The sequence below is a fragment of the Pseudomonas sp. Pseusp18 genome (genome assembly GCF_059506005.1).
In genome coordinates this window covers 5,158,390-5,183,565 of record NZ_CP169240.1, presented here as the reverse complement: position 1 = coordinate 5,183,565, position 25,176 = coordinate 5,158,390, and the positions used below count along the sequence as shown (strand labels likewise).

At 60.1% G+C, this 25,176-nt stretch carries 23 protein-coding genes; 14 read left to right on the top strand and 9 right to left on the bottom strand.

The features are described from left to right. The first annotated feature begins 26 nt into the window (after nucleotides 1–26). The 3 genes from ACEN9A_RS23170 to pcaC are packed head-to-tail and all read left to right on the top strand — an operon-like array spanning nucleotide 27 to nucleotide 2,612. Nucleotides 27–1,391, top strand: a complete 1,365-nt coding sequence (locus tag ACEN9A_RS23170; RefSeq protein WP_258670940.1) for a 3-carboxy-cis,cis-muconate cycloisomerase — start codon at nucleotides 27–29, stop codon at nucleotides 1,389–1,391. 11 nt (nucleotides 1,392–1,402) lie between these two features. Then, entirely contained in the window at nucleotides 1,403–2,209 is an 807-nt protein-coding gene (pcaD, locus tag ACEN9A_RS23165) for a 3-oxoadipate enol-lactonase (RefSeq protein ID WP_019647905.1), read from the top strand. 10 nt (nucleotides 2,210–2,219) lie between these two features. Then, nucleotides 2,220–2,612, top strand: a complete 393-nt coding sequence (gene pcaC, locus ACEN9A_RS23160) for a 4-carboxymuconolactone decarboxylase (protein WP_007935810.1) — start codon at nucleotides 2,220–2,222, stop codon at nucleotides 2,610–2,612. Nucleotides 2,613–2,710: 98 nt separating this feature from the next. On the opposite strand, the gene ACEN9A_RS23155 is transcribed toward pcaC, so the two are convergent. After that, nucleotides 2,711–3,970 carry an OprD family porin gene (locus tag ACEN9A_RS23155; RefSeq protein ID WP_019647906.1) on the bottom strand — a complete coding sequence of 420 codons (1,260 nt, stop codon included), beginning with the start codon at nucleotides 3,968–3,970 and terminating at the stop codon, nucleotides 2,711–2,713. A gap of 619 nt (nucleotides 3,971–4,589) precedes the next feature. Between ACEN9A_RS23155 and ACEN9A_RS23150 the strand changes: the two genes are divergently transcribed. The 4 genes from ACEN9A_RS23150 (at nucleotide 4,590) to ACEN9A_RS23135 (ending at nucleotide 8,614) form a co-directional block, all read left to right on the top strand. Next, the gene (locus ACEN9A_RS23150; RefSeq protein WP_019647907.1) at nucleotides 4,590–4,853 is read left to right on the top strand and encodes an Os1348 family RiPP precursor; all 264 of its coding nucleotides are present in this window, start codon (nucleotides 4,590–4,592) and stop codon (nucleotides 4,851–4,853) included. A 122-nt stretch (nucleotides 4,854–4,975) separates the two neighbouring features. Further along, nucleotides 4,976–5,452 carry a GNAT family N-acetyltransferase gene (locus ACEN9A_RS23145; protein WP_026345682.1) on the top strand — a complete coding sequence of 159 codons (477 nt, stop codon included), beginning with the start codon at nucleotides 4,976–4,978 and terminating at the stop codon, nucleotides 5,450–5,452. 14 nt (nucleotides 5,453–5,466) lie between these two features. Beyond that, nucleotides 5,467–6,627, top strand: a complete 1,161-nt coding sequence (locus ACEN9A_RS23140) for an aKG-HExxH-type peptide beta-hydroxylase (protein ID WP_258670932.1) — start codon at nucleotides 5,467–5,469, stop codon at nucleotides 6,625–6,627. A 16-nt stretch (nucleotides 6,628–6,643) separates the two neighbouring features. Further along, nucleotides 6,644–8,614, top strand: a complete 1,971-nt coding sequence (locus ACEN9A_RS23135) for a multinuclear nonheme iron-dependent oxidase (RefSeq protein WP_495688543.1) — start codon at nucleotides 6,644–6,646, stop codon at nucleotides 8,612–8,614. A gap of 71 nt (nucleotides 8,615–8,685) precedes the next feature. Here the strand turns inward: ACEN9A_RS23135 and emhC are convergent, their stop codons facing one another. The 3 genes from emhC to ACEN9A_RS23120 are packed head-to-tail and all read right to left on the bottom strand — an operon-like array spanning nucleotide 8,686 to nucleotide 14,468. After that, complete coding sequence (emhC, locus tag ACEN9A_RS23130; protein ID WP_019647911.1) at nucleotides 8,686–10,146, bottom strand: efflux RND transporter outer membrane subunit EmhC; 1,461 nt, start codon at nucleotides 10,144–10,146, stop codon at nucleotides 8,686–8,688. Beyond that, nucleotides 10,146–13,307 (bottom strand): efflux RND transporter permease subunit EmhB, encoded by a 3,162-nt coding sequence (gene emhB / locus ACEN9A_RS23125; RefSeq protein ID WP_258670926.1) that lies wholly within the window; start codon nucleotides 13,305–13,307, stop codon nucleotides 10,146–10,148. Before emhB ends, emhC begins: the two co-directional genes overlap by 1 nt. Before the next feature lie 3 nt (nucleotides 13,308–13,310). Next, nucleotides 13,311–14,468: an efflux RND transporter periplasmic adaptor subunit gene (locus ACEN9A_RS23120; protein WP_258670925.1), complete on the bottom strand. Its 1,158-nt coding sequence runs from the start codon at nucleotides 14,466–14,468 to the stop codon at nucleotides 13,311–13,313. 264 nt (nucleotides 14,469–14,732) lie between these two features. Here ACEN9A_RS23120 and emhR point away from each other — a divergent pair, with 264 nt between their 5' ends. Then, complete coding sequence (gene emhR, locus ACEN9A_RS23115) at nucleotides 14,733–15,365, top strand: efflux system transcriptional repressor EmhR (protein ID WP_019647913.1); 633 nt, start codon at nucleotides 14,733–14,735, stop codon at nucleotides 15,363–15,365. Nucleotides 15,366–15,665: 300 nt separating this feature from the next. Here the strand turns inward: emhR and ACEN9A_RS23110 are convergent, their stop codons facing one another. The 3 genes from ACEN9A_RS23110 to ACEN9A_RS23100 are packed head-to-tail and all read right to left on the bottom strand — an operon-like array spanning nucleotide 15,666 to nucleotide 18,235. After that, on the bottom strand, nucleotides 15,666–16,715 hold the full coding sequence (locus tag ACEN9A_RS23110; protein WP_019647914.1) for an alkene reductase: 1,050 nt from the start codon (nucleotides 16,713–16,715) through the stop codon (nucleotides 15,666–15,668). A gap of 30 nt (nucleotides 16,716–16,745) precedes the next feature. Beyond that, a complete protein-coding gene (locus ACEN9A_RS23105) occupies nucleotides 16,746–17,912 on the bottom strand; it encodes an MFS transporter (protein ID WP_019647915.1) in 1,167 nt (388 codons plus the stop codon). 2 nt (nucleotides 17,913–17,914) lie between these two features. Further along, complete coding sequence (locus ACEN9A_RS23100; RefSeq protein WP_019647916.1) at nucleotides 17,915–18,235, bottom strand: ArsR/SmtB family transcription factor; 321 nt, start codon at nucleotides 18,233–18,235, stop codon at nucleotides 17,915–17,917. A 171-nt stretch (nucleotides 18,236–18,406) separates the two neighbouring features. On the opposite strand from ACEN9A_RS23100, the gene ACEN9A_RS23095 reads away from it, so the two are divergent. Further along, the gene (locus tag ACEN9A_RS23095; RefSeq protein ID WP_019647917.1) at nucleotides 18,407–18,979 is read left to right on the top strand and encodes an acyl carrier protein phosphodiesterase; all 573 of its coding nucleotides are present in this window, start codon (nucleotides 18,407–18,409) and stop codon (nucleotides 18,977–18,979) included. A gap of 81 nt (nucleotides 18,980–19,060) precedes the next feature. Here the strand turns inward: ACEN9A_RS23095 and ACEN9A_RS23090 are convergent, their stop codons facing one another. Beyond that, entirely contained in the window at nucleotides 19,061–19,855 is a 795-nt protein-coding gene (locus ACEN9A_RS23090; RefSeq protein ID WP_258670918.1) for a lysophospholipid acyltransferase family protein, read from the bottom strand. Then, entirely contained in the window at nucleotides 19,855–20,610 is a 756-nt protein-coding gene (gene olsB, locus ACEN9A_RS23085) for an L-ornithine N(alpha)-acyltransferase (protein ID WP_007935781.1), read from the bottom strand. Before olsB ends, ACEN9A_RS23090 begins: the two co-directional genes overlap by 1 nt. A 154-nt stretch (nucleotides 20,611–20,764) precedes the next feature. Between olsB and ACEN9A_RS23080 the strand changes: the two genes are divergently transcribed. The 5 genes from ACEN9A_RS23080 (at nucleotide 20,765) to ACEN9A_RS23060 (ending at nucleotide 25,175) form a co-directional block, all read left to right on the top strand. Then, nucleotides 20,765–21,652 carry an acyl-CoA dehydrogenase middle domain-containing protein gene (locus ACEN9A_RS23080; protein ID WP_258670916.1) on the top strand — a complete coding sequence of 296 codons (888 nt, stop codon included), beginning with the start codon at nucleotides 20,765–20,767 and terminating at the stop codon, nucleotides 21,650–21,652. 192 nt (nucleotides 21,653–21,844) lie between these two features. Further along, nucleotides 21,845–22,939 (top strand): serine hydrolase domain-containing protein, encoded by a 1,095-nt coding sequence (locus ACEN9A_RS23075; RefSeq protein ID WP_258670914.1) that lies wholly within the window; start codon nucleotides 21,845–21,847, stop codon nucleotides 22,937–22,939. Further along, nucleotides 22,936–23,265: an amidase gene (locus ACEN9A_RS23070; RefSeq protein WP_258670912.1), complete on the top strand. Its 330-nt coding sequence runs from the start codon at nucleotides 22,936–22,938 to the stop codon at nucleotides 23,263–23,265. Before ACEN9A_RS23075 ends, ACEN9A_RS23070 begins: the two co-directional genes overlap by 4 nt. Before the next feature lie 160 nt (nucleotides 23,266–23,425). After that, on the top strand, nucleotides 23,426–24,016 hold the full coding sequence (locus ACEN9A_RS23065; protein WP_258670910.1) for a YceI family protein: 591 nt from the start codon (nucleotides 23,426–23,428) through the stop codon (nucleotides 24,014–24,016). A 1-nt stretch (nucleotide 24,017) separates the two neighbouring features. Then, the gene (locus ACEN9A_RS23060) at nucleotides 24,018–25,175 is read left to right on the top strand and encodes a phospholipase D-like domain-containing protein (protein ID WP_018926849.1); all 1,158 of its coding nucleotides are present in this window, start codon (nucleotides 24,018–24,020) and stop codon (nucleotides 25,173–25,175) included. The last annotated feature ends 1 nt before the right edge of the window (nucleotide 25,176 follow it).

The window sequence follows — 25,176 nt, the reverse complement described above, 5'->3', positions numbered from 1 at the left end:
CTGGCCCTCGCCTGCAAGGACTGTTTATGAATCAGCGACCGGGCAATCAATTGTTCGATGCCTACTTCACGGCACGCGATATGCGTGGGGTGTTCTGCGATCAGGGCCGGGTTCAGGCCATGCTGGATTTCGAAGCCGCACTGGCCCGGGCCGAGGCGCGGGTGGGCCTGATTCCGCAAGCGGCTGTCGCGTCTATCGAAGCGGCCTGTAAGGCCGAGCATTACGACTTCGCCGCTCTCGGCGAGGCAATTGCCACGGCGGGCAATTCGGCGATTCCGTTGGTCAAGGCGCTGGGCAAGCAGATCGCCAAAAGCGATGCTGAAGCCGAGCGCTACGTGCATCTGGGCGCGACCAGCCAGGACGTGATGGACACTGGCCTGGTGTTGCAATTGCGCCGCGCGCTGGAGCTGATCGAAGCTGATCTGGCGCAGCTGGGGGAAACCCTCGCGACCCAGGCCAAGCGATACGTCGCCACGCCGCTGGCCGGACGCACCTGGTTGCAACACGCGACACCGGTCACCCTTGGCATGAAGATCGCCGGTTGGCTGGGCGCGGTGACCCGCAGCCGCCAGCGTTTGCTGGAACTCAAACCGCGCCTGCTGGTGCTGCAATTCGGTGGCGCCTCCGGCACCCTCGCGGCCCTTGGTGAGCAGGCGATGCCGATTGCCGAAGTCTTGGCCGCGGAGCTGCAACTGACCTTGCCGGAACAACCCTGGCACACCCAGCGTGATCGTCTGGTGGAGTTCGGCGCAGTGCTGGGCTTGATCGCCGGTAGCCTCGGCAAACTCGGCCGCGACATCAGCCTGTTGATGCAGACCGAAGCTGGCGAAGTGTTCGAACCGTCGGCGCCGGGCAAGGGCGGTTCCTCGACCATGCCGCACAAACGCAACCCGGTGGGCGCGGCGGTACTGATCAGTGCGGCGACGCGGGTGCCGGGTTTGCTTTCGACTTTGTTCAGCGCGATGCCCCAGGAACACGAACGTAGCCTGGGCCTGTGGCATGCCGAATGGGAAACCCTGCCGGAGATCTGCTGCTTGGTGTCGGGCAGCCTGCAGCAAGCGCTGTTGGTGGCCGACGGACTGGAAGTGGACGCGATGCGCATGACCCGCAACCTCGACCTGACCCAGGGCCTGGTGCTCGCCGAAGCCGTGAGCATCGTCCTGGCGCAACGGGTCGGTCGCGACACCGCGCACCATCTGCTGGAGCAATGCTGCAAGCGCGCCGTGGCCGAGCAACGTCATCTGCGCGCGGTACTCGGCGACGAGCCGCAAGTGACCGCCGAGTTGTCGGACACTGAACTCGATCATCTGCTGGACCCCGCCCATTACCTCGGTCAGGCCCATACCTGGGTCGAGCGAGCGGTGGCTGAACATTTTGCGTTGACTGCCTGAAGGAGACTGCTGTGGCATTCGTACAACTCGCCGATGGCGAACTGCACTACCAAATTCAAGGGCCGCAACTCGACGGACCGGCGGATGCGCCGGTACTGGTGCTGTCCAACTCACTGGGCACCGACCTGCACATGTGGGACGCGCAGATCCCGGCGTTCGCCGAGCATTTCCGGGTGCTGCGTTTTGACACCCGTGGTCACGGCAAGTCATTGGTGACGCCGGGGCCGTACAGCATCGAGCAACTGGGCCGCGACGTGCTGGCGCTGCTGGATGCCTTGCACATCGAGCGCGCGCATTTCTGTGGTCTGTCCATGGGCGGGTTGATCGGTCAATGGCTGGGGATCAACGCCGGTCAGCGTTTGAACAAACTGATCGTGTGCAACACCGCGGCGAAAATCGGCGATCCATCGGTGTGGAACCCACGAATCGAAACCGTGCTGCGTGACGGCGCGGCGGCAATGGTGGCATTGCGTGATGCGTCGATTGCACGCTGGTTTACCCCGGATTTTTCCGCCGCCAATCCGGCAGCGGCGAAGCAGATCACCGACATGCTCGCGGCTACCTCGCCTGAAGGTTACGCGGCCAATTGCGCGGCGGTGCGCGATGCCGATTTCCGCGATCAGTTGTCCTCGATCAAGGCGCCGCTGCTGGTGATCGCCGGCACCGAAGATGCGGTCACACCGCCGTCTGGCGGGCATTTCATTCAGGAACATGTGCGGGGCGCCGAGTACGCCGAGTTCTACGCCGCGCACCTGTCCAACGTCCAGGCCGGCGCTGCGTTCAGCGAGCGGGTGCTGGCGTTTCTTTCAGGTCATTGAGGAATTTTTTGTGGACGAGAAACAACGTTACGACGAGGGCATGAAAGTCCGTCGCGCAGTGCTCGGTGACGCCCACGTCGACCGCAGCCTGAACGCGCTGACCGAGTTCAACTCGGAGTTCCAGGAGATGATCACCCGCCACGCCTGGGGCGACATCTGGACCCGTCCGGGCCTGCCGCGCCACACCCGCAGCCTGATCACCATCGCCATGCTGATCGGCATGAACCGCAACGAAGAACTCAAACTGCACCTGCGCGCCGCCGCCAACAACGGCGTGACCCGCAGCGAGATCAAGGAAGTGATCATGCAGAGCGCGATCTATTGCGGAATTCCGGCGGCCAACGCGACGTTCCACCTGGCCGAGTCGGTGTGGGATGAGTTGGGGGTTGAGTCGCGGGAATAGGGTTACGGCTAAAAAAGATCGCAGCCTGCGGCAGCTCCTACAGAGGAATGGTGAACCCCTGTAGGAGCTGCCGCAGGCTGCGATCTTTTGATTTATGTTTACAACAAACTGATCGGATAGCTGACGATCAAGCGGTTCTCGTCGAACTCGTTGTTGCTGAAGTCACGGCGGATGGTGGAGTTGCGCCATTTGACGTTGAGGTCTTTGAGTGCGCCGCTTTGCACGGTGTAACCCAGTTCGCTTTCGCGGCCCCATTCCTTGCCGTCGCTGGTGGTGGCGGTGTGGACGTTGTCGCCGCTGATGTAGCGGTTCATCAGGGTCAGGCCCGGCACGCCCAGAGCGGCGAAGTTGTAGTCGTGGCGCACTTGCCAGGATTTTTCCCTGGCGTTGTCATAGCTGGAGTTGTAGCTGTCGTTGGCCAGGGTGCCGCCGCTGGTGCCGTTGACCCGCATCCAGGCGTTGTCGCCGGTGAGTTTTTGCAGGCCGACGTAGAAGGTGTTGCCACCGTATTTGGCCGAGAACAGGCCCGACCAGGTCTTGTTGTCCAGCTCGCCCGCCCGGGCGCTGCCGTCATCCTTACCGTAGAAGAACCCGAGGTTGGCGCCCAGCGTCCAGTCGCCCAGCGGTTGGGTGTGGATCAGGTTGACGTATTGCTGGCTGTAGATGTCTTTGAGTTCAGCATTCCACAGGCCAATCTGAGTGCGCTTGTCGTTGAAGACGTATTCGCCGCCCTGGAAGTTGAAGCGGTCTGACTTGAAGGCCGCTTTGCCGGTCATCGACATATCGCTCATGCTGCTGTCGTCGCGCGGGCTGTTGGCGCGGAACTGGCCGCCGTAGAGCGTCAGGCCATCGATTTCCTTCGAAGTGATCTGGCCGCCACGGAAGGTCTGCGGCAGCGAGCGACCGTCGTCCGAACGCAGGATCGGCAGCACCGGCATCCATTCGCCGACCTTCACTTCGGTCTGGGACAGCTTCGCCTTGAACGCCACGTTGGCGCGACCGAAGTTGTCCGCCGGGCGACCATCGTGATCCAGCGGCAGCAACTGCGTCCCACCGGTGCCTTTACCGCCGTCGAGCTTGACCGAATACAACCCCAGCACGTCCATGCCGAACCCGACGGTGCCCTGGGTGAACCCGGATTTGGCGTCGAGGATAAAGCTTTGCGTCCACTCTTCAGCCTTGCCCTGGCTCTTGGTCGGATTGGTGAAGTTACGGTTGATGTAGAAGTTACGCAGGTTCAGGTTGACCTTGGCACCTTCGACAAAGCCTGCTTCCTCGGCCAAGGCGGGCAGGGCCGCGCCGGCCAGTGCGATGGCGATCAGACTGGGGAACAAATACTGCGTGGTGGAGGAAGTCATGGACTCGGGTCTCTCTAATTGTCAGGGATAAGGCAGTACACAGCCGCAACCAAGGGGTCGCAGACAAAAAATCGAATTCGGATAAGGGGGCGGGCGAGATCAGCCGGAGCGCAGAGGGCGCGTAGTCATGGTGTCGGACCTTGTTGTTATTGATTTTTGCAGGTGCGGACAATGGTGCGAGGGATGGGCGGGGGGATTCAATTGGGGGGGTGGGGTTTTGGGCGATTAACGAACACTAATCGACGCCAGCCTGGGCGCGGACGGTATGAGGCATTCTTAATAAAATCCCATAGTTATTCAGGTTGATAAGGGGTATCCACGGATGTGTTCTATTAATGGCGCCTTGTTGTTTTGTTGATGTTAGATGGAAGTGTTTATTGCTTTAGTTGTAAGACGTTTCCTACAGTGTTGGCTGTCATTAAAGGTAGATCAATAATCGCCGGTTAAACTTAAGAATTGGTGTTGTCGGTTATCGTAAAAAGATTTAAAGGGAGCCATGGGCTTGGCTGGAAAAGAAAAGAGGTCTTGCTATATTCAAATTCCTCAGGCGGGCAAAAGAAACTCTCTTGCTTCGTCAGGGGATGTTTTTCGTCATGCCGAAATAACAAGGAGAAGTACCATGGGTAATAAAGTCAATCAGGAACGTTTGGCCTCGGTTCTGGGACGGGCCGTGCTGGACGAAAAATTTGCCAGCGCCTTACACAGTGATCCGGCAGGGGCGGCTAAAAATATTGGCGTGCACTTAAGTACTGACGAGATCGCGGCGGTTAAAGGTATTGATGCTGCAAAACTGACGGCAGCTTCCTCCAGCATTCGGAACAACCTGGGGATACGCGCGGTATTTGATACACAGAACCAGCAGCAACAAGCGCGCATGGATTAACGGTGGGTGATGCCATTTGGCGTGCCACGAAAGGTGGGCTTTTACGGTGGTACGCCGAATGGCCTTATCAGACTCATGACCTGAAGCGCTCGGGCGCGGCTCGGGCGCGGAGTGAATGACGCATGTCTGTCACCTTGGCTCCAATGAATGACGCGGACTTTGTGACGTTCGCCGAAAGAGCCCTTGCTGAATATGGCGACGGGATGGTCGCCGCCGGCGAGTGGGGCCAGGAGGAGGCGTCGCAAAGGGCACGAAGTGTCTTCGAGCAATTGTTGCCGCAAGGGCGACTGACTGAAAAGAATCAACTCTGGGTGATCGAGGATCAAGCGCGGCGTATCGGTGAGTTATGGGTCGCCGAACGCCACGCTGGCGCCGGTCGGATCGCCTTCATTCTGGATATTTACATTGACCCCGGCGAACGCCGCCAGGGTTATGCAAAACAATCGCTGCTGGCCCTGGAGTCATGGGCGAGCCAGGCGGGATGCAGGGAAGTGCGGTTGCATGTCTTTGGTCGCAACGATGCGGCGCGTCGTCTTTATGAACAACTGGGTTATGGCATTGCCAGTCTGACAATGGCGAAGCCGTTGCCGCCAACCTAAGGGAAGGTTGAGAAATGGACATCGGTAACAGTGGTCAACGTGAGCTCTCGGTCGAGGATTTATTTCAGGGCACGACCTTCCTTGCGGATTCGGAGCCTTCGCGATTTGAAGTCTTGCTGGAGCGTGTCAGTCGAAATCGATACACCAGCTTTGTTGCGCTGTACACCGAACTTTTTCAGTTGTTTCCCAACGCTCCACATCTGGCAGAGTTCTTTGAACAGGCGTTTAATCTTATCGTTCCTCCGACCCGTGAACAGCGCTTGATTATTAATGATCCGGTGTTTCAAGTGTGGAATGTACTGACGGCTCATCATGCCAATCTGGTCATCACGAAAAAGACCGAGGACAGGAGTGAGCTGGAAAAAATGCTGTTTGAATTTCCAGAGATGTTAGTGCGTGTCAAAGCATCCGATAGTTCCCGCGTGAATCATTATTGCCCCCCTGTGCATCGGTTTGATGTCGATCCGCTGGTGGCGATAGTGATGCCGCCCAGCTATGAGTTTCCGGAGGATGAAGCCGTCCGCAAACAGTTGGAGCGTAGCGGTTACTCCGTACGGTTTTTTTGCGACGTGGTGAATATTGCCCTGTTGCGCATAGAGCACACATGGCCCGCCTGCCGTGAGCAAATCAAAAAACTGGTCAAGTCGATTTTTTATTTACCCGATGGTTCATTTCGAAGCTGTTCGGCGTCCCGTTTCACCGGAATCATCCTGTTGTCGAGCCGGGATGATTCGATACTCGATCTGGAAGAGTCCCTGGTGCATGAGGCCACCCATCAGTTGCTCTATCACATTGTCGAGGCGTGCCCGGTCGTTAAGGAAGAAACCTCGCGGGAGCCGTTGTACACCTTGCCGTGGTCGGGACAGAAGCGTGACTTTTATGGCTACTTCCACGCGTTTTACGTGTACATCGCATTGGTCAAATACCTGGGGCGGGTACGTTCGCGTTCGACCGAAGAGCTGCAACGGGCGCAAAACCGTCTTTTGTACATTCTGCGAGGCTTGATCAAGGCATTGCCGGACTTTGAGGCCAGCACTGAATTCACCCCACAAGGACGTCAACTTCTGGAAAACCTCGCCAAAGAGGTCAGAGCACAGGAAAACCAATATGCCGGGCTGTTGGCGATATCGGGGACTGATACTGAGCAACAACGCTTGCTGGGTCTGACCGCCTGAAGCCGGGGAGGCTCACATGGGGATGTTTGATGCCTCGTCCTATCCTGAGGCCGGAGTAGGGCTGGAATACCATTTGCCACGGCGCAGGGCACAGGATGACCGGTCGGAGGATGGACTTGACCCGACGGTCGAGCGAATTCTCGCTGAGGGTTTGCCGCATTTCGATTACGTCGAGTTTCAGCCGACGCACTGCATTCTTCAGCCTCGTTTACTTGACGTCAGCGCTCAAGTACCGAGCCTGCTGCATTCGTCCAGTTTGTCCCTGGGCAGCGTAGGCATCGCGATGGATCGCGAGTTTCTGCACATGACGCGGCGACTGTGCGACAAAACCCGCTCGCCGTGGCTGGCCGAGCATATTTCCTGGTCGCGTTTCCACGGTGGCGACACGCAGCATTTCATTTTGCCGACCCTGGCCCAAGAGGTGGCTGACACGGTGGTGGCCAATGCCATCGAATTGCGCGAGCTCACGGCCACACTGCTGGTGCTGGAAAACGCACCGCGGTTGTTTTCATTGTCGGGCGCACAAGAGCAGTCCGAAGGCGAGTTCATTTCCAGTGTGGTGGAGCGCAGCGGCTCGGGATTTTTGCTGGATCTCGACAGCGCGATCACGACCGCCAGAACCCAGGGTTACGACCTGAACGACTATTTGCGTTCGTTGCCGCTGGACCGGTTGATTGAAATTCACACCGGCCATCCGCGGCGGGATTGGGACATTTTGCGTGAACTGTTCAGGTCATCCCCGGTGAAAGCGATCACCCTGGAGTGGGATATTTCGCGCAAAACCGATGACGCGGAACTGTTGACCTTGATCAAGGCCATCAAGTCCTTGAGGCCCAAGGCCCTGTTCTGGCAGGGGCTTGATCAACAGGGCGATCAACAGACGCCGTCGGAGGGCGCGCAGACCCTGCTGAAACTCAGGGAAAGCACCTGGCTCAGCGTTGGCTCGGCGTCGTTTTTTATCCGGGACCGGCAGCAGGACCTGAGCCTGGAGTTTGACGTGACGTTGCTGCCGTTACTGCGCCACTTCCTGAGCCCGCAGACGCTGGAGAGTGCCTTGTTGCTGCCGGGGGTTTTGCAGAGTCCGGCACAGGACGACAACCTGGCATTCCTGAGAACGCTGGTCAGCCACGGTGTTTTGTTGCCCGTCGCCAATCAATCGGACAGCGCCCCGTCCGAGGAGGATAAACATCCGCTCAACCTTTGGAACCGCTGGGATGCGGCGCTGGAGTTTTACCTGAGTACCCGGACCGGCTCGCACACGCCCTACATCAGCGTTGCCGAGCTGGAAACGGAGCTGGAGCAAAAGGCTTCGGCGCAACGCCAGCCGTCGGCGTTCAAGGACTATTGGTCCCATCCGTTCATTGCCCTGGAAAACCCGCTGTTGCCTGCCTGCGCGATCGCTCAGCCGACGCTGCTGGACTCGCTGTGCAATCGCCGCACGTCGCGAACCTTCAGTGATCAGCCGTTGAGTTCGGCGCAGCTGTCTTTGTTGCTCTATTACACCTGGGGCGCGACGGTCATGGAGCACAACCGCATGGGCGACTACTTCCTGAAGAAAACCTCGCCGGCCGGCGGTTCGCTGCAGGGCACCGAGGTGTATGCGGTGCTGATGAATGTGCAAGGTTTCGAGCGGGGTCTTTACCATTATTCGGTGCGTCGTCACGGGCTGGAGCTGCTTTCCTTGGAAGACCCGCGAGCCTGGATCAGCGAGGCTTGTGGCAGTCAGACATGGATCAAGGATGCGGCAGCGGTGTTCGTTTCCACGGCGCGGGTCGAGCGAATGGCCTGGAAATACGAATTCAGCCGCGCACTGCGGGTGGCGCTGATGGATGCCGGGCGTCTGAGTCAGACCTTTTCCCTGCTGGCCACCGCGCTGGGCCTGGGCAGTTTCACTACCGCAGCGTTACGCGACGAAATGTTCGAAAACCGCTTGGGGCTCGATTATCTGGAAGAGCCGGTGTTTCTGGTCAATGGCGTCGGGGTGTGAAGTGAACAGGCTGGTTTATTCACGGCCAACAAAAAGCCCACCAAGTGGTGGGCTTCGTGTTTACGGCGCTATCAGAACAACTTCATCTTCGGCGCTTCTTCTTTCAACGGCTCGTTCTTCGCCGTCTGTTCATTCCAGCCACCGCCCAACGCCTTGTACAGGTTGACCGCGCTGGTCAGCTGCGCCAAGCGGTCGGTGATCAGCGCCTGTTGGGCACTGAACAGCTGACGCTGGGCATCGAGGAAGGTCAGGTTGCTGTCGACCCCGATGCGATAACGACGCTCGGCCAGACGGTAGTAGTCCTGGTTGGCGCTGACGAAATCACGCTGAGCCTGCAACTGCTCGGTGTAGGTCTGGCGTGCAGCCAGGCCATCGGCGACTTCCTGGAAGGCCGTTTGAATGGACTTCTCGTAGTTCGCCACGCTGATGTCTTTCTGGATCTTGGAGTAATCCAGGCTGGCGCGCAGGCTGCCGGCGTTGAAGATCGGCAGGTTGATTTGCGGCTGGAACAACCAGGTGCCCGAACCACCCTTGAACAGACCGGACAGGTCCGGGCTCAGGGAGCCGGCATTGGCGGTCAGGCTGATGCTCGGGAAGAACGCCGCCCGTGCCGCGCCGATGTTGGCGTTGGCGGCCTTGAGGTTGTATTCGGCCTGGAGGATGTCCGGGCGACGTTGCAGCAAGTCCGACGGCAGGCCGGCTGGCACGTCGCTCAGCAGGTCGTCCGACAGTGGCTTGGCTGCTTGCAGATTGGCCGGGATACCGGTGCCGAGCAGCAACACCAGGCTGTTTTCATCCTGGGCGACCTGACGGGTGTATTTGGCCTGTTGCGCACGGGCGTTTTCCACCGAGGTACGTGACTGGGCCAGATCCAGCGCCGAGGCTACGCCCACTTCGTTGCTGCGCGAGGTGAGCTTGTAGCTCTCCTCGAAGGCACCGAGGGTTTCCTGGGTCAGTTTCAGCAGTTCCTTGTCGGCCTGCCAGGTCAGATAGGCATTGGCCACGCTGGCCACCAGACTGATCTGCGTGCTGCGCCGTGCTTCTTCAGTGGCGAAGTACTTCTGCAGGGCCTCTTCGCTCAGGCTGCGCACCCGACCGAACAGGTCGAGTTCATAGGCGCTGATGCCGACGGTGGCCGAGTAGGAGCTGCTGATGGTCGCATTACCGGACTGCGAGGACCGTGCCGGAACCCGCTGACGACTGCCGCTGCCGGTGGCCGAAACCGCCGGGAACAGGTCGGCGCGCTGGATGCGGTATTGAGCCGCATAAGCGTCGATGTTCAGCGCCGCGACGCGCAGGTCACGGTTGTTCTCCAGCGCGGTCTGAATCACCTGTTGCAGCGCCGGGTCGTGGAAAAACTGCTTCCAGCCCTGTTCAGCGGCGGCCTGGTTGGGCGCCTGGGCCGGCGAATACGCCGGGCCTTGCGGGTATTGGCCCGCCACCGGTGCTTCAGGCCGCTGATAATCGGGTATCAGCGAGCAGCCACTCAGCACGAAAGCGGTGACTGCCAGGGAGAGTAGCGACTTGCTCATTAGCCAGCCTCTTGAGAAGTTTCAATGGCGTCATCCTGGTCGGCGACTTTGCGCTGGCCCATGGACGACACGGTGACGAAGAATAATGGGACCCAGAAGATCGCCAGGATCGTGGCCGTGAGCATACCGCCAATCACCCCGGTACCGATCGCATGTTGGCTACCCGAACCTGCGCCCGTGGAAATGGCCAGCGGTACCACGCCGAGTACGAACGCGAGCGAGGTCATGATGATCGGTCGCAGACGCATCCGGCAGGCTTCGATCGCTGCATCGCGCAGGCTACGCCCTTGCTCATGCAGTTCCTTGGCGAACTCGACGATCAGAATGGCGTTTTTCGCCGCCAGACCGATGGTGGTCAACAGCCCCACCTGGAAATACACGTCGTTGGACAGGCCGCGCAGGCTGGTCGCCATCAGCGCACCGATGATCCCCAGCGGCACGACCAGCATGACCGCGATCGGGATCGACCAGCTTTCATACAACGCCGCCAGACACAGGAACACCATCAGCAGCGACAAGGCGTACAGCGCTGGCGCTTGCGAGCCGGACAGACGTTCTTCGTACGACAGACCGGTCCAGGAAATACCGACACCGGCCGGCAGTTTCTTGGCCAGGGCTTCGACTTCGGCCATGGCTTCACCGGTGGAATATCCGGGCGCCGGGGCACCGAGGATTTCTATCGCCTCCACGCCGTTGTAACGGGCCAGTTTCGGCGAACCGTAGATCCATTCACCCCGGGCGAAGGCCGAGAACGGAACCATGGTGCCGGCGCTGTTGCGCACGTACCACTTCTTCAGGTCTTCAGGGCTCATGCGAGCGCCAGGCAGGCCTTGCACATAAACCTTCTTCACTCGACCACGGTCGATGAAGTCGTTCACATAGCTACTGCCCAGGGCAATCGACAGGGTGTTGTTGATGTCGGTGAGGGTCACGCCCAAGGCGCTTGCCTTCTCATCGTCGATTTCCAGCTGGTATTGCGGCTCGTCGTTCAGACCGTTCGGACGCACTTGCGACAGGACCTTGCTTTGCGCCGCCATGCCGAGGAACTGGTTGCGTGCCTGCATGAGCTTCTCGTGACCGATACCTGCACGGTCCTGAAGGAACACGTCGAAACCGGTGGCGTTACCCAATTCCAGTACTGCCGGTGGCGCGAAGGCAAACACCATGGCGTCGCGGAAGGTAAAGAAGTGCTGTTGGGCACGGGCCGCCAGTTTGAACACGCTGTTGTCGGCGTTACGTTCGTCCCACGGTTTGAGCATGATGAACGCCATGCCCGAACTCTGGCCACGGCCGGCGAAGTTGAAGCCGGTCACGGTAAACACCGAGGCCACCGCATCGCCTTCGCCGCCATCCTTGCTCGGACGCAGCAGGAACTCGCGCATTTCATCCACGACCACCTGCGTGCGCTGGGAGCTGGAACCGGCCGGGGTTTGCACCTGGGCAAACAGTACGCCCTGGTCTTCTTCCGGCAGGAACGCCGTTGGAATGCGGGTGAACAGCCAGATCATGCCGACCACGATAATCAGGTACGCCAGCAGGTACGGAGCCTTGTACGCGAGCATGTTGCCGACGCCGCGCTCGTAGCTTTTGACGCCACGGTCGAAGTTGCGGTTGAACCAGCCGAAGAAGCCGCGTTTCGGCGTGCCGTGCTCGCCTTTCGGAATCGCCTTGAGCATGGTGGCGCAAAGCGCCGGGGTGAAGATCAATGCAACCAGCACCGACAAGGCCATGGCCGAAACGATGGTGATCGAGAACTGCTTGTAGATCACACCGGTGGAGCCACTGAAGAACGCCATCGGCAGCAGTACCGCCGACAACACCAGGGCAATACCGACCAGAGCACCCTGGATCTGCCCCATGGATTTCTTGGTGGCCTCCTTGGGTGACAGGCCTTCTTCGCTCATGACCCGTTCGACGTTTTCCACCACGACGATGGCATCGTCCACCAGCAAGCCGATGGCCAGCACCATACCGAACATGGTCAGGGTGTTGATGCTGAAGCCGAATGCCGCGAGGATCCCGAATGTACCCAGCAATACCACCGGCACGGTCATCGTGGTGATGACGGTGGCGCGGAAGTTTTGCAGGAACAGGAACATCACCAGGAACACCAGCACGATCGCTTCGACCAGGGTTTCAACCACACCCTTGATCGACTCGGTCACCACCGGGGTGGTGTCGTACGGGAACACCACTTCCATCCCTTGCGGGAAGAACGGCTTCAGGTCGTTGATGGTTTTGCGCAAGGCTTTTGCGGTGTCGAGGGCGTTGGCACCGTTGGCCAGCTTCACTGCCAGACCGGAAGCCGGGCTGCCGTTGAACTGGGCGCTGACGCTGTAGTTCTCGCCACCCAGGCCTACTTCGGCGACGTCTTTGAGGCGAACCTGCGAGCCGTCCTTGTTGACCTTGAGCAGGATTTCCTTGAACTGCTCGGCGGTCTGCAGACGGGTCTTGCCGATGATCGTAGCGTTCAGTTGCTGGCCGGGCAGGGCGGGCAAGCCGCCGAGTTGACCGGACGAGACCTGGACGTTCTGCGCCGCGATGGCGGTTTTCACGTCCACCGGGGTCAGGTTGAAGTTGTTCAACTTGGCCGGATCGAGCCAGATCCGCATCGCGTACTGGGCACCGAAGACCTGGAAGTCACCGACACCGGCGGTCCGCGAGATCGGGTCCTGCATGTTCGACACGATGTAGTTGGACAGGTCGTCCTTGGTCATGCTGCCGTCGCGCGACACCACACCGATGACCATCAGGAAGTTTTTCACCGACTTGGTCACGCGGATACCCTGCTGCTGCACTTCTTGCGGCAGCAGCGGGGTGGCCAGGTTCAGTTTGTTCTGGACCTGAACCTGCGCGGTATCGGAGCTGGTGCCTTGCTCGAAGGTCGCGGTGATGGTCATGCTGCCGTCGGAGTTACTTTCCGACGAGACATAACGCAGGTTGTCGATACCGTTGAGCTGTTGCTCGATCACCTGCACCACGGTGTCCTGCACGGTTTGTGCAGACGCGCCAGGGTAAGTAACGGAGATCGCAATGGCCGGAGGCGCAATGCTCGGGTATTGGTTGATCGGCAGCTTGAGGATCGATAAAGCCCCGACCAGCATGATCACCAGGGCAATTACCCAGGCGAAAATCGGACGGTCGATAAAAAATTTCGACATGGTTTACTCCCCTTTGCCGCCGACAGCGACTTTGGCTGCCTGTGCGGGGACCGGGCTCTTGGCGTTGACGTTGGTGGCTTCAGTGGCCTTGACTTCAACACCAGGTCTGACGAATTGCAGCCCTTCGGTGATCAGGCGATCGCCTGCCTTCAAGCCGTCTTCAATCAACCATTGGTTGCCGACAGTACGGCTGGCCTTGAGCTGACGCAGTTCGACCTTGTTGTCTGGCCCGACGACCAGCGCGGTCGGGGTGCCTTTGAGGTCGCGGGTCACGCCTTGTTGCGGCGCCAGAATCGCCGCGCTGTTCACGCCGGATTGCAACTGAGCGTGAACGAACATGCCTGGCAGCAGGGTGTGATCAGGGTTCGGGAACACCGCGCGCAGGGTCACGGAACCAGTGGTCTGGTCTACCGAGACTTCAGAGAACTCGAGCTTGCCGTCCACGGCGTACTGGCTGCCGTCTTCCAGGGTCAGCTTGACCGCGGCGGCGTTGTCGCCGGCCTTTTGCAGGCGACCGCTTTCCAGTTCGCGGCGCAGCTCAAGCAGCTCCACCGAGGACTGGGTCACGTCGACGTAGATCGGGTCCAGTTGCTGGATGACCGCCATGGCGTCGGTCTGGCCGCTGCTGACCAGTGCGCCTTCCGTCACCGACGAACGGCCGATGCGACCGGAGATCGGTGCGTAAACCTTGGTGTAGCGCACGTTGATCTGGGCGGTCTGCAGGGAGGCTTCCGATTGCAGGCGGTTGGCCAGTGCCGTGTCGTATTCCTGACGGCTGACGGCCTGTTCGTCGACCAGTTGCTTGTAGCGATCGGAGATCGACTTGGTCGAACGCAGGTTGGCTTCGGCGCTCTTCAGGGTCGCGTCATAGACCGACGGGTCGATCTGATACAGCTGCTGACCGGCCTTGACGTCGCCGCCTTCCTTGAACAGTCGCTTGAGAATGATGCCGTTGACCTGTGGGCGAACTTCGGCAATGCGGAACGCACTGGTGCGCCCCGGAAGTTCAGACGTCAGGGTGAAGGCTTGTGGTTGCAGGGTTACGACGCCGACCTGAGGGGTGGGTGCGGCAGGTGCCGCCTCTTCCTTTTTACATCCACTGAGCAGCGATGCCAGGGCGAGGGCAGTAACCAGAGCGGTAACAGCTGGCTTGAATTGCATGAAGATCCTCGGGTCAGGCGCGCAAGTTGCGCACAAGAAAGGTGGAAGGTTAAAAAATTTTACCGGGTGGATAAGTAGCTTGCTAAGGAATATACTTACATTCATGCTTGTTTGTAAATACCTTGGCGGCGTACCCACACCGTTACAAAAGCCGTCCAAAGATTTGAATTGTAGGCCTGGGACGAAGCCCGAAAGCGCTCGCCTCACTTCTATTCAGCGGATGTTCAGACATCGCTGAGGCACCCTGATTGAGGTTTTACTGCCATGGTCCGTCGCACCAAAGAGGAAGCTCAAGAAACCCGAAGCCAGATACTCGAAGCGGCAGAAAAAGCCTTTTTCGAGCGGGGCGTGGCACGCACGACGCTGGCGGATATCGCTACCCTGGCCGGGGTGACTCGCGGGGCTATCTACTGGCATTTCAGTAACAAGGCGGATCTGCTGCAGGCGATGCTCGATACCCTGCATGAGCCGCTGGATGAAATGGCCAAGGCCAGTGAAAGCGAAGACGAACTCGACCCGCTGGGCTGCATGCGCAAGTTGCTGATTCATTTGTTTCATCAAGTTGCACTGGACCCGAAAACCCGACGCATCAACGAGATTCTGTTTCATAAGTGCGAATTCACCGATGAAATGTGCGACCTGCGCCAGCAGCGCCGAACGGTCAGTCTCGATTGCAATGTGCGAATCGCGCTGGCCCTGAGTAATGCGGTGAATCGTGGGCAGTTACCGGAAAACCTCGACGCTGCCCGCGCGGCCATCAGCTTGCATGCCTACATCGATGGCATCCTGTATCAGTGGCTGTTGGCTCCCGACAGTTTTCAACTGCACATCGAAGCCGAGCGTTGGGTCGACACAGGTTTGGATATGCTGCGCTTGAGTCCCAGCCTGCGCAATTGAAACAAAATGCGTAATTGGATCCGTTTATGTCAAGGCATGACGCAGGGAATATCCCTGCTTCGCGCGCCTTTTTGCAATGGGATGCTTTTATATACGTACGTTCGCCAGGTTGATAGGTAGCGAGCTACGTATTTTGTAGGGATTTTGTGTCGAGTATGTGAATGAGTGTGAACGCCCCGGCTACAAGGGCGCCGAATAGCCGACCAAAGGCATCGCATTTGCCTCGGTGACCTTTGATCTTCCATACGCCAAAGCCCCGGCTCTTTCGAGTCGGGGCTTTTGCATTTCAACGGTCGAGGCTTACAGCGTCGGATAGTCGATATAACCGACCGGGCCCTTGCCGTAGAACAGTTCCGGGCGCGGCTCGTTCAGCGGTGCATCGGCCTTCAAACGCGCTGGCAGGTCCGGGTTGGCGATGAACGGCACACCAAACGCCACCGCGTCGGCCTTGCCACTGGCCAGCCACTCGTTGGCGCTGTCTTTGGTAAAACGCTCGTTGGCGATGTACGGGCCGCCGAAGGCTTCTTTCAATTGCGGGCCGAGGCTGTCGGCGCCTTCTTTTTCGCGCGAGCAGATGAACGCGATGCCGCGTTTGCCCAGTTCACGAGCGACGTAGGTGAAGGTCTCGGACAGGTTGTCGTCGCCCATGTCATGGGAATCGGCACGCGGTGACAGGTGCACGCCGACGCGGCCAGCGCCCCAGACTTCGATTGCGGCATCAGTCACCTCCAGCAACAGGCGCGCACGGTTTTCCAGGGAGCCGCCATAGTTATCGGTGCGCTGGTTGGTGCTGCTTTGCAGGAACTGGTCGAGCAGGTAACCGTTGGCGCCGTGGATTTCCACGCCGTCGAAACCGGCGGCCTTGGCATTCTCGGCCCCCACACGGTAAGCGTCGACGATGTCGGCGATTTCAGCGGTTTCCAGGGCGCGCGGGGTTGGGTAGTCGGCCAATGGACGAACCAGGCTGACATGGCCTTTAGGCTGGATGGCACTCGGTGCGACCGGTGCTTCGCCGTTCAGGTACGAAGGGTGGGAAACCCGACCCACGTGCCACAGTTGCAGGAAGATTTTGCCGCCCGCGCCGTGGATCGCTTTGGTCACGTTGCTCCAGCCGCGCACCTGGTCGTTGGACCAGATGCCGGGAGTGTCCGGGTAACCGACGCCCATCGGTGTGACTGACGTGGCCTCGCTGAGGATCAGGCCGGCAGAAGCACGCTGTACGTAGTACTCGGCCATCAGCGCGTTCGGCACACGGCCTTCATCGGCGCGGCAGCGGGTCAGCGGCGCCATGATGATGCGGTTGGCCAACTCGAGGTCGCCCAGTTTGATCGGATCGAAAATAGTCGTCATGAAATACAACCCTCGTGAGTGATTAGTTAATCAGTTAGTAACAGGGGCCAGTTCGGCATCGCCGCTCTGACGGAAAGTAATCAGGGTCACCAGCAGGGCGAGCACCGCCAGTGCGGCTGCCGCGAGTGGCACGCGAGTCAGGCCGAAGCCATGGGCGATGACGCTGCCGCCGACCCAGGCACCGAGTGCGTTGCCGACGTTGAAGGCGCCGATGTTCAGGGTCGATACCAGGTTCGGTGCCGCCTTGCCGAAGGTCACCACGTTGACTTGCAGTGCCGGCACGGCGGCAAAGCACGCGGTGGCCCAGAGGAACAGGGTGATTTCGGTCGGGATCAGGGCCACGCTGGTCCAGGTCAGCACGGTGGAGACCACCGCCATGGTGATGAACACGCCGATCAGCGTCGCCGCCATGCCTTTGTCAGCCAGCTTGCCGCCGATGATGTTGCCGACTGTCAGGCCCAGGCCGATGAGCACCAGGGTCCAGGTCACTCCACGCGGGGAAACACCGGTGACTTCGCCCAGCAGGGGAGCGACATAAGTGAACAAGGTGAAGACCGACGCGGCGAACAGGGCGGTCATGCTCAACGACAACCAGATACCGGCCCCCTTGAGGGCGCGCAGTTCGGCGCGCATATCGAGTTTCTCTTCATCGCGCTTGGCTGGCAGGAAGCGGATCAGGCCGATCAGCGCAATCACACCGATCACGGTCACTGCCCAGAAGGTCGAACGCCAGCCAGCTTCCTGACCGAGCGCGGTGCCCAGTGGTACGCCGAGGACGTTGGCCAAGGTCAGGCCGGTGAACATCAGGGCTACGGCCGACGCACGTTTGTTGGCCGGCACCAGGCCTGCCGCCACCACCGAGCCGATGCCGAAGAACGCGCCATGGCACAAGGCGGTGACTACACGGGCAAACATCAGGACGTTGTAGTCACTGGCCAGGGCGCAGAGCAGGTTGCCGATGATGAAAATCCCCATCAACGCTACCAATGCGGCCTTGCGCGGCAGCCTGGCGGTGGCCAGTGCCATGAACGGCGCACCGATGGCCACGCCCAGGGCGTAACCGGTCACCAGCCAGCCGGCGCCGGGGATCGACACGCCTAGGTCCGCCGCCACATCGGGCAGCAAGCCCATGATGACGAACTCGGTGGTGCCGATGGCGAAGGCGCTCAAGGCCAGAATGAGTAGCGAGAGGGGCATTATCAGTTCCTTGTCGGAGCGCTGAGCTCTTTGACGATGGCGTCGAGGAACGCCTGAATCACGTCCTCGTTGCGTTTGAAGAAGTGCCATTGACCGGCTTTCTGGCTGCTGATCAGTCCCGCCCGTTGCAATGTCGCCAGGTGGGCGGAGACGGTCGACTGCGACAGGCCGCAGCGTTGATCGATCTGTCCGGCGCAAATGCCGTACTCATGGTTGTGGATCTGTTCCGGGAACTGGACCTTGGGGTCTTTCAGCCAGATGAGGATGTCTCGGCGTACCGGGTGTGCCAGGGCTTTTATTATTTCGTCGAGGTCGAGGTTCATGGCTTGGGACTCGTGATGAGTAAAACGTTATATCGCGATGGGGCGAACTTTAAATCGGTATTTCGCGATATACCAATATGATTTCGGTCTGATGACTGCGTAAATCGGTATATCGGGTTATAACGATATGATGTATGTAAAGACAAGTATGGGCAGTGCTAAGCTGCGCGGATGAACTATCTCGCACATCTGCACCTCGGTGGCCAACGCCCCGGTCAAATGCTCGGCAGTCTGTATGGCGATTTCGTCAAGGGACGGCTGCAAGGGCAGTTCGATCCAGAGATCGAAGCGGCCATCCAGTTGCATCGCAGCATTGATGTCTTTACCGACCGTCATCCGTTGGTGGATGTCTCGTTGTCACGGTTTTCCATCACGCGCAGGCGTTATGCGGGGATCGTGCTCGATGTGTTTTTCGACCACTGCCTGGCGCGGGACTGGGCGCTGTACGCCGACCGTCCGCTGGGGCAATTCACCTCGGATGTTTACCGGGTGCTGCTGGCCGAGCCGCAGTTGCCGGAGCGCCTGGCGAAGATTGCGCCGCACATGGTGGCCAATGACTGGTTGGGGGCTTATCAGGAGTTCGAAGTGCTTGAGCAGGTGCTGCGGGGGATTTCACGCAGACTGACGCGACCCGAGGAGCTGGCCGCGGCAATGCAAGAGTTGCGGCGGTTGTATGAACCGTTGAGCGAGGATTTCCGGTTGTTCTATCCGCAGCTTCAGGATTTTGTGGCGCGTCGAGTGTAGAAAAGATCGCAGCCTTCGGCAGCTCCTACAGAGGTACGCCATTCCAATGTAGGAGCTGCCGAAGGCTGCGATCTTTTTCTATCAGGCAGCGATCAGCTCACCGGTACGCCGCGGCTCGGCAGGTTTCGCGACTTCACCAAACAACGCCTTCTGCACCGCCTGCTGTGCTTCGAATGCCAGCGCCGCGCGTTCCCGGTCCTGGCAAGCGATCGGCTTGAGCAGATGAATCTCCACCTCACCCCGATCATTGGCGAACAGGCGCATCAGGTGTGACAGCAAATCATCATCGCCAATGAACGGTGCCAGGGTATCCAGCTCGCCGTTGCGCAGATAACGAATCGCCACCGGTTGCAGCGCCACTTCGGAATCGATCGCCGCTGACAGCAAACGACCATGAAACGTGCGCAGCGAACGCCCATCGGTGGTGGTGCCTTCCGGGAACATCAGCAGCGGGTGTTCCTGTTCCAGATGGCGAGTCATCTGTTTGCGGATCAACTGACTGTCGCCTGAACCACGGCGAATGAACAGGCTGCCAGCCTTGGCCGCCAACCAGCCCGCCACCGGCCAGGTGCGCACTTCAGCCTTGGACAGGAACGACAGCGGCGTGAGCATGCCCAGCAGCGGAATGTCGGTCCAGGACACATGGTTGCTGACCCAGAGCATCGGCGCCTTCGGCAATTGACCATGGACGGTGACATGAAAGGGCAGGGCATTGCTCAGCCGCGCCATGAAAAACCGCGACCAGCGCTGGCGACGGACCATCGAATGGGCAATCCCCAGTCGTTCGAACGCGCCGAACACACTGGCCATGCTCAAGCCCAGCGCCACCACCATCAGCACTCGCGCAATTCGCGCGTACACCCGCAAGCGGCTCATTACACAGCCGCCTTGAAGTGCTTGGCGTAACGCGGGCAGAGCTCGTCGCGCTTGAGCAGGATGAACACGTCGGCCACCTGGAAGTCTTCGTCCCAGCACGGCTCGCCGCAGATTTTCGCGCCCAGGCGCATGTAGGCCTTGAGCAGCGGAGGCATTTCGGCGATGACGTTCGATGGAATGTCCAGCGTCGGCAATGGCTTCTTCGGCTCGGCCCGCAGGTGTTCGGTGCACAGGTAACGTTCGCGCAGGCGTTGCATGATCGCGTGGGCCTGGATGCCGCCGTCCTGCATTGGAATGCTCGCGCACCCCATCAAATAGCTGTAGCCGCCCTGGTTCAGCACTTCGGCCAGTTCACCCCAGAGCACGGCGATGGTGCCGCCGTTGCGGTAGGCCGGGTCGACACAGGTGCGACCGATTTCCAGGATCGGGCCTTTCAGATGGATCAGGCCATGCAGGCTGAATTCTTCTTCGCTGTAGAACTTGCCCAGGCTGCTGGCGGCTGTGTGGTCGAGCAAACGAGTGGTCGCCACCAAGCGCCCGGTGTTCAAGTCACGCACGCCGATGTGGGCGCAGTGAACATCATAGTCATCCATGTCCAGACCCAATTCCGCGCCTTTCAGCCTGGCGTTGAATTCGCCGCTGAACACGTTGAAGCGCAAGGCCTGGGCTTCCTGCAGTGCCTCGGCGCCCACCAGGCGTTCGGCTTGCAGGCGGCGTTCATTGCCGGTGTCGCTGATGCGGGCGATCTGAGTCATTGCGAATCTCCGTACGGGCTGGCCACCCGTCTTGGGTTGCAGCCGATCGACTTTCTTTATGCAGCCGTGTTGTGCAAAGTCAGGCTATGTAGCCCCGGTGTCATCGCCATGAAGCTTTGGTGATGCTTATATGACAGCCCACAAGGAGCCTCTTATGCCCTGGCAAACCCTGTTGAACCGCAGCGATCGCCTGCCCGCCGATACCGACCTTGGCGAAGGCTTCGCGACCTTGTTGCACCGCTTGGGCACGGTCACCCCGTTCGAATTGGCGGTGAACGGCGGACGGCTGATGGCGACTCCGGGGTTGGCGTTTCTGGTGGGGTATCAGGCGGCGTTGCGCATGCTCTGGCCGAGCGCGCCGCTGAGCCTCGGTGCGTTGTGCGCGACCGAACAGCGCAGTTTGCGGGTGGCGGACATGCAGACCCGGCTGCGGGATCTGCGTCTGAGCGGACGCAAGGATTTCGTCACCGCCGGCGATGCCGCCGACTGGCTGCTGGTCGCCGCTCGCAGCGAAGAGCCAGGCAGCGACCCGCGCCTGAGTCTGGCGGTGGTTTACCCCGGCGAACCAGGCGTGCGTCTGGAGAAACTCGCGCCGTTGCCGTTGATGCCCGAGATCAGCCACGGTCGGCTGTTTCTCGACAACGCGCTGTGCGAATTGCTGGCGGGGGACGGCTGGGATGCTTACGTCAAACCGTTCCGCACCCTGGAAGACATTTATGTGCTGAGTGCGATGACCGCGTGGCTGTTCGGCATCGGCCAGGACAACGACTGGCCGCACACCTTGCAACTGCGTTTGCTGGCGCTGCTGGCCGGGTGCGCGGAAGTCAGCCGCCAGGCGCCGAACAATCCGGCCGGGCATGTGTTGCTGGGCGGTTTGTTTGCACAGTTCGATGGGCTCAAGGCTGAAGTGAATCAGGCCATGACCGATGGCCCGCCCCAATGGGCGGCGGTGTGGCAGCGCGATCAGGCCGTGATGGATCTGGCGGCAGGGGCGCGGGGCAAGCGGTTGGCCAAGGCGTTGATGGGATCTTCGTTAGGGTGACGGGCCTCGCCGGATTCTGACGTTCCCCCGTAGGAGCTGCCGAAGGCTGCGATCCTTTGATCTTGATCTTTTCGAAACCGCTGAAGATCAAAAGATCGCAGCCTTCGGCAGCTCCTACAGTGACCGTGTTTAGCGTGAGACTGTCATGTATTTCGACTAGCGTGAGCAGATCTGTCTCCCGGGCACCCCACCATGTTCAAAGGCTTGTCCCTGACGTTCATCCTGCTGTTCAGCTTCACGGCCCAGGCCGAAAGCTGGCCGGCCGAGCAATGGTTGCCCGGCCCGACAGTCACCGGCCCGGCCGTTCAAGCCCTGGAAAACTACGCTTTCCCACTCCGCAACGACACCACCCGCGAGGGCATCCGCACCGATGCCTTGCTGGTGATCCATGACGGCCAACTCGTCTACGAGCGCTACGCCGGCCCGACCCGTGCCAACACCCCGCACCTGACCTGGTCGATCAGCAAAAGCCTGATGGCCACGGTGCTCGGCGTGGCTTATGGCGAAGGTCTGTTCAACTTGCAGGACCCGGTGGTGCAGTTCTATCCAGCGCTGGAAAAACACCCCGCCATGACCATGGCCGACTTGCTGCATTGGGCCTCGGGCCTGGATTGGCAGGAAGACTATGAGTACGCACCGTTGAAGTCCTCGGTGGTGGCCATGCTCTACACCCGAGGTCATCGCGACATGGCCGCGTTTACCGCCGACCACGACGCGTACGCCAGACCCGGTCAGGCCTTCCGCTACTCCAGTGGCGACAGCAACCTGCTTTCCGCTGCGTTGAAAAACATCGTCGGTCCCGCCCGTTATCCGGATTATCCGTGGACCGCATTGTTCGAACCCCTGGGCATTCGCGGCGCGGTTTGGGAAGCGGATGCCACGGGGACATTTGTCGCTTCGTCCTATGCCTACCTCACCGCCCGGGACCTGGCACGGGTCGGCCTGTTGATGGCGCGCGACGGTCGCTGGCGCGAGCGGCAGCTGCTGCCCAAGGCGTGGGTCGACTTCAGCCGTGAGCCGTTCGCCCACTACCGAGCCAACCAGGATGAAGCGGTGCCCGGCGGCCATTGGTGGCTCAATCGAGCGGTGGACGGTGCAGCACAACCCTGGCCCGATGCACCCGTCGACACCTTCGCTGCGCTGGGCCATTGGGGCCAGGCGATGTACGTGATTCCCAGCGTAAAGCTGGTGATCGTCCGCTACGGCGATGATCGCGATGGAAGTTACCGGCATAACGAACTGCTCAAACTCGCGCTCAAGGCGTTTGCCATGAAGGTGCAGCCATGAGCCGTCGCAGTTTCATTCGCCGTCGGCCGATCAGCGCATTGTTGCTGGTGCTGCTGATCGCTTTGCTCGGCTGGGGCTGGCAGGAACGTGTGGCGTTGTGGGCTTTTCCCGACATCATCAGCGCTTACACCGCCAAGGAGTACTGCTCGTGCCGGTATGTGATGAACAATCCGGCGGCGTATTGCCAGGGTTATGTGAAGCAGTATTTACCCACCAGCGGGTTCATCGATGATGCCGCGAGCAAGCGGGTGACGGTCGGCGGTATGGGGCGCAGCAATAGCGCCGCTTGGGTTGGCGAGCGGCAGGGATGTCGGTTGATCCCTTGAAAAGATCGCAGCCTTCGGCAGCTCCTACATTGACCGAGTGAAAACCCGATCCTGTAGGAGCTGCCGAAGGCTGCGATCTTTTGATCTTTTGATCTGCGCGGTTTGCAATGCGCCCACGGACAGTTAAGGTTCGCTCAGGTTTATCTGCCCCCGAGTTTCTATGTTCAAGCGGTTCGTCTACAAAACCCTCGCTTCCCTGCTGCTGGCCGGTGTCACCGTGTCGGCCCAGGCCAATTGGTATCTGGACGGCGAGTCCTCGCGGCTGTCGTTTGTCAGCACCAAAAACGCCAACATCTCCGAAGTGCAGCGCTTTCTGGTGCTGCATGGCAAGGTCGACCCCAAGGGGCTGGCCGAGGTGGAAGTCGAGCTGGAGTCGGTTAATAGTGGCATTCCGCTGCGTGACGAACGCATGCGCAAGGAACTGTTCCAGATCCAGACGTTTCCCGAAGCGCTGATCACCACGCAGATCGATTTGCGGCCAATCAACGACCTGGCGCCCGGTGCGCAACTGGAACTGCGCTTGCCGGTGACCGTCAACCTGCATGGCAAGCAACACCAATACAACGCCGAACTGCTGGCGACCCGTCTCGATGACCGGCGCTTTCAAGTGGTGACCCTCAAGCCTTTGGTGATCAGCGCCGAAGATTTCGACCTGGCCCCAGGCCTGGAAAGCTTGCGCAAGCTCGCCGGTTTGTCGGCCATCAGTCTGTCGGTACCGGTGGGTGCGGTGCTGATTTTCACGGCGCGCTGAAATGCGTGGTGCAATTTTTCCGTGGCGCGAAGGCAATCGCTTCGAACTGCTGATCGACGGCCCGCAGTTTTTCCCGCGCATGCTGGTGGCGATTGCCCGCGCCGAAGAACAAGTCGAGCTGGAGCTGTACCTGGTGGAGGCAGGGGCCTGCGCCGAGGCGATGGTTCAGGCGCTGGTCCAGGCGGCCGAGCGTGGCGTGCGGGTACGCTGTCTGTTCGATGACTATGGCAGCCTGGCCTTCACCCTGACTTTGCGTCAGCGCCTGATGGCCGCCGGGGTCGAGTTGCGTTTTTACAATCGGCTGAGCTGGCGACGCTGGGTGGGCAACTTCTATCGCGATCACCGCAAGTTGCTGCTGGTGGATCAATCCCTGGCGGTCGTCGGTGGCACCGGGGTCACCGATGAGTTCTGGTCACCGGGCGAAGACACCTGCGAATGGCACGAAGTGATGGTGGAAATCACCGGTCCCCTGGTGATCGACTGGCAATTGCTGTTCGACCGCCAATGGATCGCCAACCGCTATCGGCGCGCCTGGAAACCCGTTTCGCACTTCGGTTTACCGCGCCTGCCGCGAGTGCCGGTGATGGGCGAGGGCATGGGCCGGGTCGCTTATGCCGACGCACGCCAGCACCGGGACATTCTGCAATCGCTGATTCGCGCGCTGAACAGCGGCAAACAGCGAATCTGGCTGGCCACGCCGTATTTTCTGCCAACCTGGAAAGTCCGCCGCTCGCTGCGTCGGGCGGCGAATCGGGGCGTCGATGTGCGTCTGCTGCTGACCGGGCCGCGTACCGATCACCCGTCGGTGCGCTACGCCGGGCATCGCTACTACCCGCGACTGCTCAGGGCCGGGGTGAAGATCTTCGAATACCAGCCGTGTTTCCTGCACCTGAAAATGGTGTTGATCGACGATTGGGTGAGCATCGGCTCATGTAATTTCGATCACTGGAATCTGCGCTTCAATCTGGAGGCCAACCTCGAAGCCCTGGACCCCGGGCTGACCCGGGCGGTGGCGGCGAGTTTCGAGAATGACTTTGCCTTGAGCCAGGAGGTCAGTCTTGAGGCGTGGAAGCGCCGACCGTTGTGGCGGCGGGTCAAGCAAAGGGTATGGGGATGGGTGGATCGGGTGGTGGTGAATCTGCTGGATCGGCGGGGGTAGG